The following is a 15,851-nucleotide window of genomic DNA, read 5'->3' as shown; positions in this document are numbered from 1 at the left end:
CCTTCTTATCTAAAACTAGACTTACTATGATAAACAAAAGCTTACATGATGTGCTGGCCTACAGAAATGATGATGTTATTGATCGTTTTTTAACCATGTACAATATTGAGAAGGAAGAAGCTTTAAAAATATTTAACGAAACATTGAAATGGCTATGGCTGGGTAACCACGTTGATGATGTTTTTATTGATGATTCTACCTTAATAATTGATGAGATGTGGCATAACTTTATTCTTTTTACTCAGGACTATGAAGCCTTTTGTTCTGCACATTTTGGACGTTTTATACATCATCAGCCTGAAAAAAGAAAACAACAGGAGTGGTATAATGAGACATTTAATGTTGAAAGCCATACAGACCGATTAAAAAGTTTATATGAAAGGGTGTATGATAACCTGGGAGAAGAGACCTTACTAACCTGGTATGAAGAATATCCTAAAAAATATTCTCCAGAGCAAATAAAAAAACTTAGAAAATGAAAAGAATTATTTATTTCTGTTTACTGATCCTGTCGAATCTGGTTTTCTGTCAAAATTTATCAACCGGTTTTGAGGAGTTACAACCGGAAAAAATAGGGGGGTATACCGTAAAAAATACTGAAGGGAAAGAGGTTTATAAAACGGAATATCAACATCTTGACTCAGTAAAAATTTTCGGATATAATTATTTATCAGAAGACAATCTTAAAATAAGAGGGTTTCTTATAGAGCCCAAAATAAAAGGGAAGTATCCCGTAATTATTTTCAACCGTGGAGGCAATGGTGAACTTGGAGCTGTAACTCTACCAGTATTAACGGATTTTCTATCAAAAATTGCGGCTAAAGGCTTTGTGGTAATAGGCTCTCAGTTACGGGGAGGAGCCCGTAGTGAAGGAAAAGATGAATTTGGGGGGAAAGATATTGGAGATGTCTTAAAATTATTTGAAATTATTGATCATCAGGAGACTATTGATCCCAAAAAAGTTGGAATGCTGGGTGTAAGCAGAGGAGCAATGACCAACTTTTTAGTCCTAAAAGAAACAGACAGAGTAAACGTAAATATTACTGTAGGAGGCATTGCTGATTTAAATCAAAAAGACAGACCGGAAATGTTGGAGCTTTACAAAAAACTCATTCCTGATTTTGAGAAAAATTCGAAAAAAGAAATGGATAAGCGCTCTTCAGTTCTTGCTATTCCTATGATCAAAAATAAAAAAGTAAAAAATATGATTATCCATGGGGCCAATGATGAAAGGGTAAATGTAGAAAATGCAATTGTATTGTTTAAAAATTTAAAGGAAAATAATTTTTCAACAAGACTACTGATTTATGAAGATGCCAATCATGGAATTAATAATAACACGAAAAGCCTGATAGAAAATATAACCAAATTTTTCAAGGAATATCTCTAAACCTTCTGATGAAGTAAATGTGGCATTAGTTCGTTTTAGAATATCATTTGAGAAACGACAAAGGTCGATTTACTCAAAGAAAATAGAAGAAGCGATTGAGAAAAAATACACTAATGACTATAAATAAAAATAAATAAATAACATTAAAATTTTAAACAACATGAAAAAATTCTTTAGACCATTACTTCTGATATCAATGTTTATGATTTCATTTTCCTGTAATGATGATTCACAATCTACAGAGAACGACTCTGTATCAGCTTTACATTCCAATTTAAGTAACAAAGCCGGTGATTGTGGATTAGTAACAGAAGGGGATGATCAAAAGTGGGAGGCTATAGATCCTGTGGAAGTGGCGATACTTCATAATAAATTTTTAGAAGTGGCTGTGAATACCGCACTTCAAAATCCTGGTAAATCTGACATAGAAATTTTGACAAGTCTGGATATTCCGAATGTAAGTAGTGACTATATGAATTGCATATCGACCAGAATATCCAATACTTCAGATGATGAGATGGATAAAGTTATCATGAGCAATTTGAGTGATGATAGAGCCGTGGGTCTTTATAATGAAATATTAGATGATTTATCAGGGGATAATAAATCGTTTTCCACCATATCAAAAGAAATGGATGACACTAGATTAAAAATCAATTCTCTTTCTAATCAGAAAGATAGAGACATCCTATTAACGTGTTTAGAAACAGGATTAGCATCATCAAAATTCTGGCTTCCTACAGAATTGGAAGGCGATGGAGTTGGCTATCATTATCTTTCCGTTGTAAACAGTACTTCAAAAGTAGGTGGTGATACACGATTCAAGAAAGATATGCGTGGTGCAGGATATGGAATGGTTGCATGGTCTTTTAGTGCTTTTTTAGGACCGGTTGGTGCTAGTGGGCTTGTATACGGAGCTGTAACCGGAGCTATAGGTTCTTCATTTTTACCATAAATCATGTGACATATAACTCAGGAAGAAAGTCCTTCAAATAATTTTGAGGGCCTTTTTTCAGGCTGGCTGTACACTATAATCTTTGATCATAGAATTATAATTTTTATTCATTATCATATACACTCCGGAAATTTGTATTTTTAATCCATCATTGGTGCAAGAAAAAGTTGTTAAAAGAAATGGAACCGGTCACAAAAATTAAAACGTATCACTTTCTTCCCTGCAAGTATGGTTTAGAGCTGCTTTTAGATATTGGTCGTATTGAAACATTAAATCATTTTGTACTAGATAGCACATTGCACCAGCTTAGTTTTTACGAAATTCTTTTTATTGAAAAGGGAGCCGGTACCTTTACATTGGATGAAAATAAGATTCCCATTACTCCTGGAACTGCTATCTTCACAAGCCCCGGACAAGTTCGGTGCTGGGAAATCAAAGAAAAGGTTGAAGGATATACTTTATTTTTTGATAAAGATTTTCTCTATCTCTTTTTTTCAGACGAGCTGTTCCTGTATAGGTTTCAATATTTTCATCAATATTCATTTCCAACCGGAATGCAGATACCGGAAGTATCATTTGAGAAATGTATGAACCTTTTACATGAAATAGAAGGGGAGTTCGGGCAGCTTCAGAATGACAGCGGCCATCTGATCAGGTCCGTCTTATATCAACTGCTTGTCATTCTCAACCGTTATTATGCAAGTGTTTATCATATTCAGGGGGATACCTATGTTCATCCGGATTTTTACAGGTTTCGATCTTTACTGGAAAATAATTTTATAAATGACAGGACTGTAGAGGCTTATACCCGAATACTTAATGTCAGTCCGGGATTTCTGAACAAAATATGCAGGCAATTCAGTGGGCTATCAGCACAACAAATGATTCACCATAAACTGGTTTCAGAAATAAAGAAAGAGCTGTATCAAAACAAATCTGCAAAAGAGATTGCTTACGGGTTTGGTTTTTCTGATCCTTCTAATTTTAACCGCTTCTTTAAAAAACTTACGGGGAGCACTCCTCAACAATACCGGAAGAGTTTGTAAAATGACCATTTAAAAATTAAAATGACCTTTTTGCAGTATAAGATTGTTCCTAATTTTACCAAAAAAAGGAATATGAAAAAATACATACTCAGCTTTCTGCTTTTTATAATAAGTGTAGCGATAGTACAGGCAGAACAATTATATGTTAATCCCAGGACCGGCAACGATACCAGTTCCGGAATAAAAGAACAACCTCTGAAAACAATTGCAGAAGCAGCAAGACGCGTAAACCAAAATAAGGAAAAGGAATCCACTACAATCATTCTTTCGGAAGGTATCCATCTGATCACCGAGACTGTTGTATTCAGTAACGATAAGTATACCCCTAAAAACCGTTTGGTTATTCGTGCGGAGATTATGCCTGATGATGCAGATTGGGGTCCTCAAAAAATGCCGGTTGTCGTTACAGCAGCACCCCTTGTACCGGGTGTGGGAGGAGAAGAGGCAAGAGGCATACAACCGGAGGTTAGTCATGTGACTATTGAAGGTCTTAGATTTACGGGAAGCCCTGACTATTCTTATATAGATGGTAAAAACTTACGCCGGTCTTATCCCATTTGGAGGGATGGCAAAAAATTAGATGATCTTCTGGTAACGCAGTGTCTTTTTACCGGAAATCCGGATGTATTGCCGTTGCATGTAGGGGTTATAGCTAATGGATATGGTCTGGTGGTTGATCATTGTGTATTTTTCAATTGTAAAAATCCTGTTGTTTTCTGGAAAAATGAAGGAGCTAAGGGGAGCAGAAGTGCCATGCGTTATTCATTGGTTTATGGAGGTTATTTCAGTGGGGTCTGGACTACAAAAGGTACTGATGGTGACTATTTTGATTTTCATCATAATATCATTGCAAATACTACTACGGTATGGATAAGGGAAAAAGGAAGTACACTGAGATACAAAGCCTCTGATTGCATTTTTACAGACTATAAAAATATGGCAGGATTTGGTGACGGTGCGATAGGTGGTAATGATTTAACTTCCTCAGATTTTCTGGATATGAAAAACGTGCAGACTACAGGAACTGTACAAATTGAAAAAGATCAGAGTAAGCGTAATTATCTTCAGCTGGCAGAGGGGTCGTTGGGCTCAAACCTAAAAGCAGGCCTTTTTAAAAAAAATCAATAAGTATATAGTTTAGATGATAAAGAATCCTGTAGTTTTTAAAATTGCAGGATCTTTATTTTACTGTAACCAATGAAAATTTCGCAAATATCATATATCTCAGCCAGGGCCAAAAAGTATGTGTTTTTCTTTTGATCTGTCATGTTTTTTTATAACTTTAACAAGCTTTGTGTTAGCGAATTACTTAATTATTTATTCCGATTATGCAGATTTTGCCATCAGCTGTTTTAGCGCCTTACGTAAAGAATTATACGGTTGTAACGATTGGTAAAGATATCACGGATGCTGTATTTTATCCCAGTGGTTATATCGATTTGATTATTAATATTTCTGGCGGATCAGCTGCGACTATCATTAATGGCAAAAGAAAAGATACCCCGTCCGTAGAGTTGCTGGGACATATTACACTTCCAACAAGACTTACGGTCCTGAAAAATACGACGGTGCTCATCGTAAGAATTTATCCTCATGCCAGCACTTTATTTTTTGATGATCCGGTCTCTGAATTTACAAACTATGCCACTGATATGTATGATGTAACAGCAGAAAGTACAACCTTGTATGACCGTATCATAATGGCGGGTGACTTGTCCGGCCAGATTAAAATAGTAGAAGATTTTTTGTTGCAGCAAATAAGAAAAAATGAAAACCGATTGAAAAAAGTGTCAATGGTTCTGGCTCTTAGTAAGCGGATTTCATTTGATCATCAGCCATTAAATTTAAACCGGTTATCTGAAGACTCCGGACTATCGGAAAGATATATTCAAAAACTTTACATGAACAATATCGGTATCAGTCCGGCAGCCTTTACTTCCGTCATCCGATTTAACAGATCCCTGCATCTGGTGCTTAATACCCGGTCATCACTGACTTCTATCGCCTATGATTGCGGGTATTATGACCAGGCACATTTTATCCGGGAATTTAAAAGATTTACGGGTATTGTTCCCTCAGAATCCCGGAGTTTCCTAATTGAAAACGGGAAAGATTTTCAAGAGGCTGTCAATGTAGGCTTTTAGCCTATTTTGCTGGATGATTACTGCTAAACATATCGCGATGCATTTTCCATCCGTTTTTTGTATTTTTCCAGATGACCATTACTTTTCCATCGTCTATTTTCTTACCGTCAAGATCTCTCATTTCATAAAAGCTTTCTTCAGTAATGAATGTTTTATCATTCCCATATAAATGCTGAATTGTAAATGTAACATGTACCTTAGGTCCACCTTTAAAGAATGAAGCTATTTGCTCCCGTCCGCACACGGGTGAAGCGCTGGGAGGGAACAGGCATGCATCTTCAGTATATCTGGTAAGAATAGATCCATCGTCCTTATTGGCGAGATCTGCATAGATGGCATTGCTTGATTCTATGGCTTTCCTGGCACTTTTTGATACCATATCTGTATTTTGGGCTTTGCAAAAACCGGCAAACGCTATGAATACGCTTACCATAACTACTTTTTTCATTTTAATTTTTTTTACAAAGTAACCGATTGATCGAAAATGAAAATTGTATAATTGCGAACTAATATTAATTTTTTCTTTTAACCTTATGCAGATTAAAGGATGGTTTGATACAAATGAAAAATGAACAATATTATTTAAGCATGAAGTACCAATATTGCTTTTACGGATTTGTTAAGAATTTCTTCTACAGTGCTGCTGCTAAATAAGCGGTAAATAATATTATGATTTCTTTTAACGAGACACAAAATGTCTGTTTCATTATTATCAATAAACTCTATAATTCCATTTGATGTTTTACCCTCCTCATCGATATAATTGAAATTAATTTCTACAGAGGGAAACTGTGCCGTGAGCTTTTTTTCACCATTCTTTATAACCTTAGGGTTGGTTTCTTTTTCAGAAATATGAAGAACCTCAAGTTTTTTAGGCTTAGAAACTTTCAGAATCTGATTTAAAGCTTTAACATCCCTTACAGATAATTTTGTTGTTTTATAATCGGTGGCCAGCGTAATGACAGGAACTTCTGGCATTGCACTTTCAATAGGAACAATTAAAGTAGGGATCCGGATTTTAGATAGCGCCATACTGGTGTTGCTGCCTACAATTCCCTTGATACCCGTAGCACCTGTAATCCCCATTACCAAAAATGAAACTTCATGGTATTCTGCATATTTGGTCACCACATTTCGAAGAAAACCCACATCACAGATTGTTTTAACCGGAATGTCTTTATATTCTTCACTCTGAATAAAACTTTCTGTCCATTCCTGAAGAGCCTTTCTCTTTCGCGCATAATAATCCTCGATAAAGACAACATTGTAAATATTATTATTGATTCCCTCTGTGGGATGTATGGCATTTAAAACTGTTATCTCCATTTTTAAAGCTTTAGCAAGTGATAATGCATATAGCATAGCGTTCCCGGCACTGTGAGAGAAATCGGATGCAACCAGTATTTTTTTCATTTTTTTGTTTTTGATGACAATTTGATTAATCTAAAAGGAGACCATGTTAAATTAAATAAACAGGTGAAAGATTGTAAACAATAACAAAGATAATATTATTGAAACAGGTAAAGTAAGAACCCAGGCCATCCCGATATTTTTCAATGTGCCTGCATTCAGGTTATTCTTGCCTCCTGATGCTACCATAGATCCGGCAATTCCACTTGACAATACATGGGTGGTACTAACAGGTAGCCCCAAAAATGTACTGATACCGATGGTTGAGGCCGCTACAATTTCACTTGAAGCACCTTGCGCATAATTCAGGTGTTCATTACCAATCTTTTCACCAATGGTTACTGCAATTCTTTTCCAGCCGATCATTGTTCCCAATCCCAATGAAACTGATATGATAATAATAACCCATACCGGTGCAAACTCAGTAAGTTTATTTAATTCAGCTGCCTGATGCATAAGTTGGCTCCTATTCGTATCATCAATGATTATTTTTTTATCATCATTGATCATTTTAATGGACTTTACGAGGGTTTCAATCTGTTTTCTGAAGGCATAGGTCCCCTTTTTATCTTTTTCACTTTTATAAGCCAGCTGTTTTTTTACAGCTTCGATCTGTTGACTTATGGAAACCAGTTCATTTCGGTTTTCAATAGATGCAGCGGCTATACCTTGTACGAGCTTTTCTGTATGATTCAGAGTGTAGAGGATCCTGTCATTAGGAATATCATGATTGATCGCAAATTTGGCAGGAAGGAATGCAATAAGGATGAGCATAAAAAGACCGACACCCTTTTGCCCGTCGTTGCTTCCATGAAAAAAGCTGACCAAAGTACAGGTGGTAATTAAAATGCCCCTGATCACCAAAGGTGGTTTGTCATTTTCTCCTTCCGGGATATGAAACAATGCTTTATAGCGGAGAACATATTTAAAGAACCACATTATCAGAATAGCCAGTCCAAAACCCACAATAGGAGAAAGGATGAGTGACAGTCCTATTTCTTTTGCCTTTTCCCAGTTGACACCACCTCCATAATACCAGCTGAAACCAAGACCGGCACCAATCAGTGAACCGATGAGGGTATGTGAGCTCGAACAGGGAATACCCAGATACCATGTTCCAAGATTCCAGATGATGGATGCAATTAGCACAGCAAGTACCAGGCTTGCCCCGACAGCTATGGGAAGTGTCATAAGCGTGTCCATGGGTACCAGTTTCAGGATTCCCATCGCTACAGCAATCCCACCCGTGAAGACACCGAGAAAATTCCAGAGACCGGACCAGGGGATGGCAATAACGGGCTTAAGGGCTTTGGTATAAATAACTGTGGCAACTGCATTGGCTGTATCATGAAAGCCATTTACAAATTCAAAGACAACTACAGCAAATAAGGATAAAGCAAAAACGATCACTAAGCCTATGGTTAATTCTGATTCTCCAGAAAAAGGCAGGGTAGTGTTTAAAAGCATACAATATTTTTATTTAAGTAAAAAGATATCCGTGCAATATGCCCCAATGATTGCGTTAAGAATAAATGCCCGGTACTTTTCACTTTAACAAAGAAAAGTGATTTAATTTATCTGTATTTAAACGGATCATTAATAATTTGTTATGCTTTACGGACCGACTGTTTTAATGTGGTCAATCGGGATCTGGATCGTAATTTATCTGGACTACTTATATATGTATGTCTGGTACCTTAATGGGGATGTAAAGCAAAATACCTTTGCATAGAAGATGGATCTACGAGTTGAATAAAGGATTCAATATAAAAGAAACTAATTAGCTTATTAAATTTAGATTATGAGCAATGTATTAATTATTAACGCCAGTGCAAGAAAAGAACGGTCATTAAGCCGTCATCTTTCAGAGGTATTTACTAAAGAATGGAAAGAAAGACATCCTGAAGATCATATTGTCTATAGGAATATGGGGCAGGAAAATATTCCACACGTCACGGAAAAATGGATTGCAGCAGCTTTTAAACCTGCCGGACTGAGAACAGATGAAGATATAGAAACATTACAAGTGAGTAATCAGCTGGTCGCAGAACTGAAAAATGCTGATGTTATCGTATTGGGAACCCCGATGTATAATTGGTCGGTACCCAGCGTGCTAAAAGCATACATAGATCAGGTGGTAAGAGTGAATGAAACGGTTTTGGTAAATAAAAACAAACCAGAAAATCCCTATACGGGCCTATTGATAAATAAGAAGGCTTATCTGTTGATGGTTCGCGGAAATGCAGGGTATGATCCCGGAGAATTTTATGAACATATGGATTTTCAAACTACTTATCTTAAGACTGTATTAAACATAATGGGGATAAAAAACATCAATTGTATGACACTCAATGGAGTAGATTTTGAAGGGAGCTCATTAGAAGCCGCTAACAAAAAAATAAAAACGATGATCTTGAATGAAAATACAATAGCTTAGCCCTGGAACTTCTTCTGTTTTTATCAATGAATAGTCGGCGGAAACAGAAGTTATACCCTCTGAAAAAATGATTAAGTGCAGATGATTAAGCAAAAGCATCCTTTAGATACTTCTAAAGGATGCTTTTTATTAAAGTTATTGAACCGTATTGATCGGATCGCCTTTCAGCTTTTAACTTAATATTTCACACGGTGCAAAGCATACTACCGATGGACATCTTTTAATTCCCGGAGGAGGGCAGCAATCATTAGAGCAACCTACTGCTCCGCCATTGATATTCTTCAATTGGTCTCTTGTAATTTTTGTGAAATTTTTCATAATAATAAAATTTGGATAAAATTAAAATTAAGGTTGGTTTCCGCCACCGCATCCATCGAATGGCATACATTGCCATTTTCCACCGATTAAGCAGATCTGGCCACCAGGACAGTTAATTCCTCCTTTAATTGTTTTCAAATCCTCTCTTTTGATTTTTTGTAAATTTTTCATAATAAATTAAGTTTAGTTTCGAGTTAAAATTAATCAAATTTCATATACATCACTAAAATTATCTGATAAATTTTCAGGTAAAATATGATTTGTCTATTGACTTTACATTGATTTTATAGATATGTAGTAAAAAAAATATTTAAGAAATAACAGAATTCCCGCAAAAAACAGGATCAACAAAGAAAACTGTTTACCCCAGTAAAATCTTGCCCTATGGCAAGCGAACTTTTCTAATGGCTTAGTAATTTTGGATAAAAGTTTTTTGATCTGTTTGAGATAAGATCAAAAAAAATAAACCAAATTAAAATATTACTATGAAAAATCTATTCAAATTTGATACGTTTCGTAAGCCATTGATCATGATTGTAATTATGATGTTAACGGCTTCGCATTTGTATGCACAGAAAATCAAGCCTTCCGGAAGCGGGTATGTTCCGGTAGAAGGAACTAAGGTTTACTATGAAGTATACGGAGAGGGCAGGCCGGTAGTTTTATTGCATGGTGCTTTTATGACCATTGATATGAATTGGGGACAACTGATCCCTGAATTATCAAAAACCAGGAAAGTGATTGCTATAGAATTGCAGGGACACGGTCATACGCCTTATTCGGACAGGAAATTGTCACATGCTACATTAGCAAAGGATGTGGAAAAAGTAATGGATTATCTTAAAGTTGAAAGTGCTGATGTAGTAGGTTATAGTTTTGGAGGTGCCATCGCCTATGAGTTTGCTATCCAGAGTCCAAAGAGATTAAAAAATCTTGTCATCATTTCTGCTACTTATAAAAGCGCGGGTTGGCTACCGGAAATTAATAATGCTTTTAAGGGAATGAAACCGGATGTTTTTAATGGTAGCCCTATGCAAACTGCTTATGATGCTGTAGCTCCTGATAAGACAAAATGGACCAAATTTCTTGAGCAAATGATGGCTTCTGCATCGGAATCTTATAATATGGGAGATGAGAATATCGCAAAAATTACAGCTCCTGTACTGATCATAGCTGGGGATAACGACGGCCTCGATAAAATTGAGCTTGTAAAAACCTATAAGTTATTAGGTGGAGGTATTGCAGGAGACTTTGGAGCCTTGCCCAAATCACAATTAGCCATTGTACCGGGTCAAAACCATGTCAGCCTTATGATGCAGACTTCGACCATACTGAATTACCTTAATGCTTTTTTAAAGTAATTTAATTAAAGGATCAGCGTAATAATTTTAATACATCATAAAAAAATTAATAAAGTGAGAAAAATAACCGTTTTATCCATGATAACATTGGATGGTATTATGCAGGCTCCCGGAGGACCTGAAGAGGATACCTCCGGAAACTTCAGATATGGAGGATGGACAGTGTCCTATGGAGATGAGCTTTTTGGAGAGATTATGAAAGAAGAGATGAAGCCTTCAGATTATATTTTAGGAAGGAAAACATTTGAAATTTTTGAATCCTATTGGCCTGAGCATGCAAACTTTTGGCCTGCAATTAATGAAGGGACAAAATATGTCCTGTCTAAAGAGAGGGAGACATCTGATTGGAAAAATACCGTATTCTTAAAAACTTGGGAAGATATCAGAATGCTTAAAAACACAGAAGGATCGGATATTCAGGTATGGGGAAGCAGCGAGCTAATTCACCTGTTGCTTGAAAATGATCTGGTAGATAAACTAAGGCTTAAAATCTACCCGTTGATCCTTGGCAAGGGAAAAAGACTTTTTGATGAGAATGGAATTCCTTCAGCATTTAAACTAACAGAAAATCATGTGACTTCGAAAGGGGTTATGATCGCAGCTTATCAACGTGACGGAGACATCGTAACGGGTAATGTTGAAATATAATGACCTTTTTATTGAACTAATTTAACCCAAATATTTAAAATTATAAATTGTTTATGGCCCAGTTTTCAATTTTTTGGTAATCATCATGCTCTTTTCGTACAGTATGAATATACAGATGGAAAAGAGTATAATGGATATGGTAGCATTGTAGCCGTTCTTCTATATGCTCAAAATTGATATACCCGGGTTTCATATTCAGCCAGATCGAAAGAAAATCAGGACCAGTATCCCTTATCCAGGGTTCATTCATATGCAGTAAATCATAAAGCGGGTCGCCAAGCATCATTTCGGCCCAATCCAGAACAGCGGTTACTTTTCGGTTTCCGTCCAGTAAAAGATTATCAAACCCGAAGTCTCCATGAAGGATATATTTTTCATTGGGCAGATAAGGGAAAAAGCTTTTCATTTTTTCGATAAGATGTGTGAAAAGCTGTCTGTTAAGCCATGAGGTCTGGGCAAGATGTTGCCAGCTTGCAGTCGTTTTGCTATTATAAAATGATAAGAGAAAATGCTGCCAGCTTGGAAACATACCTTTTCCCTGGGCATCGGTAAAGCCCCAACCGCTGAGGTTTGTGGTATCGCTCAGGTGGATATTTTCCAATTGCCGGATGATTATTTTTGCAAGCTCTGTTTGCGAATAATGATCAAGATGGTCCATGATCTCATCGGAAGGATCACCATTTGCCTTTCTTGAAATACAGTAGTATACATTATCATGATAATTTCCGTATTCCAAAACTTCAGGAATAGGAATTTTCGTATTATTCAGATGTATAAAAGCCCAATGGTCTTTCATAAAATCCTGTACATGATTGCCTGTTCTGATAATGTATTGCTGCCCTTCAGCAGTAAAACTATATGCCTTAGACCACCATCCTTCAGCGATAAATTGGAGGTTAAAGATCTTTCCAAATTTTTTGGTTAAAAAATTTTCCATACTTCAATTTTTCAAGCATTAATTTACAAATTAAAAACAGCTGGACCTAACTAAAAGAGGCCACTCAATAGAGTGGCCTCTTCATTTTAGAAAATTATGGTATAATAAGTCCTGGACTATACATTGACCGTTTTCCATTTACCTCTTTTGAAAAAGATAAATGTCGTAATTGCGATGGCCGTTTCCGCAACCGGTATTGCGATAAAGACACCGGTTGGTCCCATGCCTACATGTTTGGTAAGGATATAGGCCAATGGGATCTGAAGAAACCAGAAGCCAAAGAAATTGATCCATGTCGGGGTTTTTGTGTCACCGGCTCCGTTAAGGGCATTCATCATTACCATACCAATGCCGTAAAAGACAAAAGCGGTACTCATAATCCACATAGCCTTTTGGGCAACTTCTTTGATCTGGATATCATTGGTGAAAAATGAAACCAGCCAATCTCCAAAAAAGAGAAATAATATGGTGACAATGATCATGAAGATGACATTGTATTTTACAGTAGCCAGGACAGAATCTTCAGCGCGCTGAAATTGTTTGGCTCCAAGGTTTTGCCCTACCAGGGTAGCGGCAGCATTACTCATACCCCAGGCTGGCAGCATAAAGAACATCATCAATCGCAATGCGGTCTGATAACCGGCAGATCCATGATCACCACCCGTGGTTGCTACCAGCTCAGCAAGAAATATCCAGCTGCATGACCCGATAACAAACTGAAGTATACCAGGAGTTGCAATCCCAACCAATGATTTTATTACCGGCCAGTCAATACGAAAATGATGAAGCTTGATTTTTAGCTGATGCTTTCCGTTAAACAGGCAAAATAGCTGGTAAACCACTCCCATTGACCGCCCGACAACCGTTGCCATAGCCGCTCCTGTTAGTCCGAATGCAGGGATGATACCCCAGCCGTTAATGAATATAGGACACAGGATGATATTGCAGATATTGGCAATCCATAAGCTCCGCATGGCAATGGCAGCGTTTCCTGCACCACGAAATATACCATTGATCAGGAATAATAGCATTATGACAAGGCTGCTTCCCATCATGATCCGGGTAAAGTTTACTCCCGCATCAACGGTTTCCTTGCTTGCTCCCATGATCCGTAAAATATCCCCGGCATAGATCATCCCCGCGATGCTTAAGACAAGGGTTACAGCAAAAGCTACGATAATAGCCTGCATACCGGCATGTGCTGCTGCGTCGGGATCTTTTTCTCCCACCCGTCGTGAAACCACCGCTGTGGCTGCCATACTCATACCAATTGCGATAGAGTACATTACCGTAAGTACAGATTCCGTTAAGCCCACTGTTTGTATGGCATAGCTGCTGTTTTCGAGATGCCCTACAAAATAAAGATCTACCAGTGCAAATACCGATTCCATGATCATTTCAAGCATCATGGGAATGGCGAGTAAAATAACAGCTTTATTAATATTACCGGTCGTATAATCCATTTCGGTACCCAGTAATGATTGTTTCAACAATGTGAAATAGCGCAAACCCTTCGATGGGGTTTTCTTATGATATGACATAAATGTAAAATTAAAAGTAAGTAATAGTAATATGGAACGAAGAGGCTTCGTTCTTTAAAGTGTTCTTATGTTTTAAGCCCGGTGATTAACCAATGATTACACTGGTGAGGGCTACTATCACTTTCATATGCAGTAGTAATTGAATCGCAAATATAATTATTTTTTAATTGCAAGTGACTAATAAGATGAAAAAAAATCAGACAAATAATAAGTCCGGACCTATATCATATGTTTATTTATATTACTTTAGTTCTTATGACGTACAGTTTTTTGTCTGGCTTATTGATATAGAAAGAGAATGTCACAAGGTATTAAAATATTTTTAATCGTGTTGTAGATGTACCCGTTAGGAACGATCAATGCTTTTACAGGACTGGTTCTGCCAATACTTATAATATTTTCCGATACAAAGCTTTTACTAGAAGAGGCCTGGTCGTCACTTCCTAAAATGATCAATTTCACAGAAGGCAGGTCTTTGAGAAGATTGTTGATGTTTATTGATCCGTTTCATCCAATAGGATATCGAATATTAATATCTATATTATCAGTGTTGCTTAATAGAACAATTCCTGATTTTTTTTTCAGGAACTAATGCAAGCATACTTCCGATAGCCTATGTCACCACCGTCTAATTTTAATATTTAAATTAGGAGATATCCTTCAACATATGAATAGTTGTTGCATAATGCCCGGAATCTCCTATGGAACTGTGTAAATGTTTGTATTCCAATTTCTCATACATTGATATTGCTCCCTGAAAAACCTCAAAAGATTCTAAATAAAGTTGCTTATAACCTGCTTTTTTTGCTCTCCCTTCTATCATTTTTAGCAAATATTGTCCAACACCATTTCCTCTCAATTGATTGGAAAGATAAAATTTAACAATCTCTGCGCATGCAGAAGGCAACCCTATGGTAGGGTAGAAGCCACATCCACCTAAAACTACATCATTAGATTCTACTATCCAATATTCTGCGTTTACATCTTGAAAAAGCTGATATAATTGGTTTGTTCTGGGATCATCATATACACTTCCTTCTTGAGGAGCGTCGAACTCTTCAAAAACTGTACGAATAATATCTGCTAAGGCTTTATTGTCCTTTTCTTCAATAGGTCGGATAATAACAGGATCTATAACTGCATGATTATCTCTGTGATGAAGTAGAGAATCAATCGTGTTCATACTCCTAATGACCGTTTTCAGATTTTGCTCGGAAAGATCTGAAAATAAATTTTCTATTTGAATGTCTGAATCACGGTTGATCTTTTCATAAGTGCTGCGTCCTAAATCTGTAAGACTAATCACGCTGGAACGGTTGTCTTCTCCTGATTTTTTTCTAATAGTCAGTCCCAATTTTTCAAAACGTTTAAGGATGCGGCTTAGAAAACCCTTATCCAATCCCAGAGTAGCAGCCACTTCAGTAGGTCTTACATCAGCATTGAAATAAATCTCACGCATAACCCTGACTTCCGAAATACCCAGGTCTCCATCAAGAATACCCTTGTTGAGTAATCCCAGTACCTGTGTATAATACCTGTTGAAGGCTCTTATTTGTTCAATATAATGTTGTTTCATGATGTAAATATACATCAATAGTTGACTTTGTCAACTATTTTACATCAAAAATACATTACGTTATTTTAGTTTGCTTATTTTCTGTTGT

General features: G+C 36.7%; 18 protein-coding genes. 9 read left to right on the top strand and 9 right to left on the bottom strand.

Annotation, left to right across the window (positions count from 1 at the left end; all coding sequences use genetic code 11):
* The first annotated feature begins 26 nt into the window (after positions 1 to 26).
* The 6 genes from AAEU33_RS17025 (at position 27) to AAEU33_RS17000 (ending at position 5,535) form a co-directional block, all read left to right on the top strand.
* The gene (locus AAEU33_RS17025) at positions 27 to 479 is read left to right on the top strand and encodes a hypothetical protein (RefSeq protein ID WP_172278230.1); all 453 of its coding nucleotides are present in this window, start codon (positions 27 to 29) and stop codon (positions 477 to 479) included.
* Complete coding sequence (locus AAEU33_RS17020; RefSeq protein ID WP_345989084.1) at positions 476 to 1,390, top strand: prolyl oligopeptidase family serine peptidase; 915 nt, start codon at positions 476 to 478, stop codon at positions 1,388 to 1,390. The genes AAEU33_RS17025 and AAEU33_RS17020 overlap by 4 nt, the downstream gene beginning before the upstream one ends.
* A gap of 202 nt (positions 1,391 to 1,592) precedes the next feature.
* Positions 1,593 to 2,345 (top strand): hypothetical protein, encoded by a 753-nt coding sequence (locus AAEU33_RS17015; RefSeq protein WP_306611877.1) that lies wholly within the window; start codon positions 1,593 to 1,595, stop codon positions 2,343 to 2,345.
* Positions 2,346 to 2,524: 179 nt separating this feature from the next.
* A complete protein-coding gene (locus AAEU33_RS17010) occupies positions 2,525 to 3,391 on the top strand; it encodes an AraC family transcriptional regulator (RefSeq protein ID WP_345989077.1) in 867 nt (288 codons plus the stop codon).
* 72 nt (positions 3,392 to 3,463) lie between these two features.
* Positions 3,464 to 4,519 (top strand): hypothetical protein, encoded by a 1,056-nt coding sequence (locus AAEU33_RS17005; protein ID WP_228456938.1) that lies wholly within the window; start codon positions 3,464 to 3,466, stop codon positions 4,517 to 4,519.
* A 200-nt stretch (positions 4,520 to 4,719) separates the two neighbouring features.
* Positions 4,720 to 5,535 (top strand): AraC family transcriptional regulator, encoded by an 816-nt coding sequence (locus tag AAEU33_RS17000; protein ID WP_345989075.1) that lies wholly within the window; start codon positions 4,720 to 4,722, stop codon positions 5,533 to 5,535.
* 1 nt (position 5,536) lies between these two features.
* On the opposite strand, the gene AAEU33_RS16995 is transcribed toward AAEU33_RS17000, so the two are convergent.
* From AAEU33_RS16995 to AAEU33_RS16985, 3 genes are all read right to left on the bottom strand, one after another.
* Positions 5,537 to 5,983 (bottom strand): hypothetical protein, encoded by a 447-nt coding sequence (locus AAEU33_RS16995; protein WP_345989073.1) that lies wholly within the window; start codon positions 5,981 to 5,983, stop codon positions 5,537 to 5,539.
* 134 nt (positions 5,984 to 6,117) lie between these two features.
* On the bottom strand, positions 6,118 to 6,948 hold the full coding sequence (locus AAEU33_RS16990) for a universal stress protein (RefSeq protein WP_273647732.1): 831 nt from the start codon (positions 6,946 to 6,948) through the stop codon (positions 6,118 to 6,120).
* A gap of 51 nt (positions 6,949 to 6,999) precedes the next feature.
* Positions 7,000 to 8,412: an inorganic phosphate transporter gene (locus AAEU33_RS16985; RefSeq protein WP_345989071.1), complete on the bottom strand. Its 1,413-nt coding sequence runs from the start codon at positions 8,410 to 8,412 to the stop codon at positions 7,000 to 7,002.
* A 334-nt stretch (positions 8,413 to 8,746) separates the two neighbouring features.
* On the opposite strand from AAEU33_RS16985, the gene AAEU33_RS16980 reads away from it, so the two are divergent.
* Positions 8,747 to 9,382, top strand: coding sequence for an NAD(P)H-dependent oxidoreductase (locus AAEU33_RS16980; protein WP_345989069.1), 636 nt, complete (start codon positions 8,747 to 8,749; stop codon positions 9,380 to 9,382).
* A gap of 171 nt (positions 9,383 to 9,553) precedes the next feature.
* On the opposite strand, the gene AAEU33_RS16975 is transcribed toward AAEU33_RS16980, so the two are convergent.
* Together AAEU33_RS16975 and AAEU33_RS16970 are read right to left on the bottom strand one after the other, a co-directional pair.
* Positions 9,554 to 9,700: a hypothetical protein gene (locus AAEU33_RS16975; RefSeq protein WP_172278248.1), complete on the bottom strand. Its 147-nt coding sequence runs from the start codon at positions 9,698 to 9,700 to the stop codon at positions 9,554 to 9,556.
* A gap of 27 nt (positions 9,701 to 9,727) precedes the next feature.
* Entirely contained in the window at positions 9,728 to 9,871 is a 144-nt protein-coding gene (locus AAEU33_RS16970; protein ID WP_172278250.1) for a hypothetical protein, read from the bottom strand.
* A gap of 314 nt (positions 9,872 to 10,185) precedes the next feature.
* On the opposite strand from AAEU33_RS16970, the gene AAEU33_RS16965 reads away from it, so the two are divergent.
* The gene (locus tag AAEU33_RS16965) at positions 10,186 to 11,061 is read left to right on the top strand and encodes an alpha/beta hydrolase (protein ID WP_228456940.1); all 876 of its coding nucleotides are present in this window, start codon (positions 10,186 to 10,188) and stop codon (positions 11,059 to 11,061) included.
* Between the two features lie 54 nt (positions 11,062 to 11,115).
* A complete protein-coding gene (locus AAEU33_RS16960) occupies positions 11,116 to 11,709 on the top strand; it encodes a dihydrofolate reductase family protein (protein WP_345989066.1) in 594 nt (197 codons plus the stop codon).
* Between the two features lie 40 nt (positions 11,710 to 11,749).
* Here AAEU33_RS16960 and AAEU33_RS16955 read toward each other — a convergent pair whose 3' ends face one another.
* From AAEU33_RS16955 to AAEU33_RS16940, 4 genes are all read right to left on the bottom strand, one after another.
* Positions 11,750 to 12,646 carry an aminoglycoside phosphotransferase family protein gene (locus AAEU33_RS16955; protein WP_345989064.1) on the bottom strand — a complete coding sequence of 299 codons (897 nt, stop codon included), beginning with the start codon at positions 12,644 to 12,646 and terminating at the stop codon, positions 11,750 to 11,752.
* Positions 12,647 to 12,762: 116 nt separating this feature from the next.
* Entirely contained in the window at positions 12,763 to 14,187 is a 1,425-nt protein-coding gene (locus AAEU33_RS16950) for an MATE family efflux transporter (protein ID WP_345989062.1), read from the bottom strand.
* Between the two features lie 279 nt (positions 14,188 to 14,466).
* On the bottom strand, positions 14,467 to 14,649 hold the full coding sequence (locus AAEU33_RS16945) for a hypothetical protein (RefSeq protein WP_345989060.1): 183 nt from the start codon (positions 14,647 to 14,649) through the stop codon (positions 14,467 to 14,469).
* Between the two features lie 184 nt (positions 14,650 to 14,833).
* A complete protein-coding gene (locus AAEU33_RS16940; protein WP_345989058.1) occupies positions 14,834 to 15,763 on the bottom strand; it encodes a helix-turn-helix domain-containing GNAT family N-acetyltransferase in 930 nt (309 codons plus the stop codon).
* Positions 15,764 to 15,851 lie beyond the last annotated feature (88 nt).

The organism is Chryseobacterium sp. Chry.R1, from assembly GCF_039645525.1.
In the GTDB taxonomy this organism is placed as follows: Bacteria; Bacteroidota; Bacteroidia; order Flavobacteriales; family Weeksellaceae; genus Chryseobacterium; species Chryseobacterium proteolyticum.
This window is presented reverse-complemented; position numbering and strand designations above follow the sequence as displayed.

Bases quoted from the DNA above. Each gene is read 5' to 3' on its own strand.
- AAEU33_RS17025 (WP_172278230.1), top strand. From the start codon at position 27: ATGATAAACAAAAGCTTACATGATGTGCTGGCCTACAGAAATGATGAT.
- AAEU33_RS17020 (WP_345989084.1), top strand. From the start codon at position 476: ATGAAAAGAATTATTTATTTCTGTTTACTGATCCTGTCGAATCTGGTT.
- AAEU33_RS17015 (WP_306611877.1), top strand. From the start codon at position 1,593: ATGATTTCATTTTCCTGTAATGATGATTCACAATCTACAGAGAACGAC.
- AAEU33_RS17010 (WP_345989077.1), top strand. From the start codon at position 2,525: ATGGAACCGGTCACAAAAATTAAAACGTATCACTTTCTTCCCTGCAAG.
- AAEU33_RS17005 (WP_228456938.1), top strand. From the start codon at position 3,464: ATGAAAAAATACATACTCAGCTTTCTGCTTTTTATAATAAGTGTAGCG.
- AAEU33_RS17000 (WP_345989075.1), top strand. From the start codon at position 4,720: ATGCAGATTTTGCCATCAGCTGTTTTAGCGCCTTACGTAAAGAATTAT.
- AAEU33_RS16995 (WP_345989073.1), bottom strand. From the start codon at position 5,983: ATGAAAAAAGTAGTTATGGTAAGCGTATTCATAGCGTTTGCCGGTTTT.
- AAEU33_RS16990 (WP_273647732.1), bottom strand. From the start codon at position 6,948: ATGAAAAAAATACTGGTTGCATCCGATTTCTCTCACAGTGCCGGGAAC.
- AAEU33_RS16985 (WP_345989071.1), bottom strand. From the start codon at position 8,412: ATGCTTTTAAACACTACCCTGCCTTTTTCTGGAGAATCAGAATTAACC.
- AAEU33_RS16980 (WP_345989069.1), top strand. From the start codon at position 8,747: ATGAGCAATGTATTAATTATTAACGCCAGTGCAAGAAAAGAACGGTCA.
- AAEU33_RS16975 (WP_172278248.1), bottom strand. From the start codon at position 9,700: ATGAAAAATTTCACAAAAATTACAAGAGACCAATTGAAGAATATCAAT.
- AAEU33_RS16970 (WP_172278250.1), bottom strand. From the start codon at position 9,871: ATGAAAAATTTACAAAAAATCAAAAGAGAGGATTTGAAAACAATTAAA.
- AAEU33_RS16965 (WP_228456940.1), top strand. From the start codon at position 10,186: ATGAAAAATCTATTCAAATTTGATACGTTTCGTAAGCCATTGATCATG.
- AAEU33_RS16955 (WP_345989064.1), bottom strand. From the start codon at position 12,646: ATGGAAAATTTTTTAACCAAAAAATTTGGAAAGATCTTTAACCTCCAA.
- AAEU33_RS16950 (WP_345989062.1), bottom strand. From the start codon at position 14,187: ATGTCATATCATAAGAAAACCCCATCGAAGGGTTTGCGCTATTTCACA.
- AAEU33_RS16940 (WP_345989058.1), bottom strand. From the start codon at position 15,763: ATGAAACAACATTATATTGAACAAATAAGAGCCTTCAACAGGTATTAT.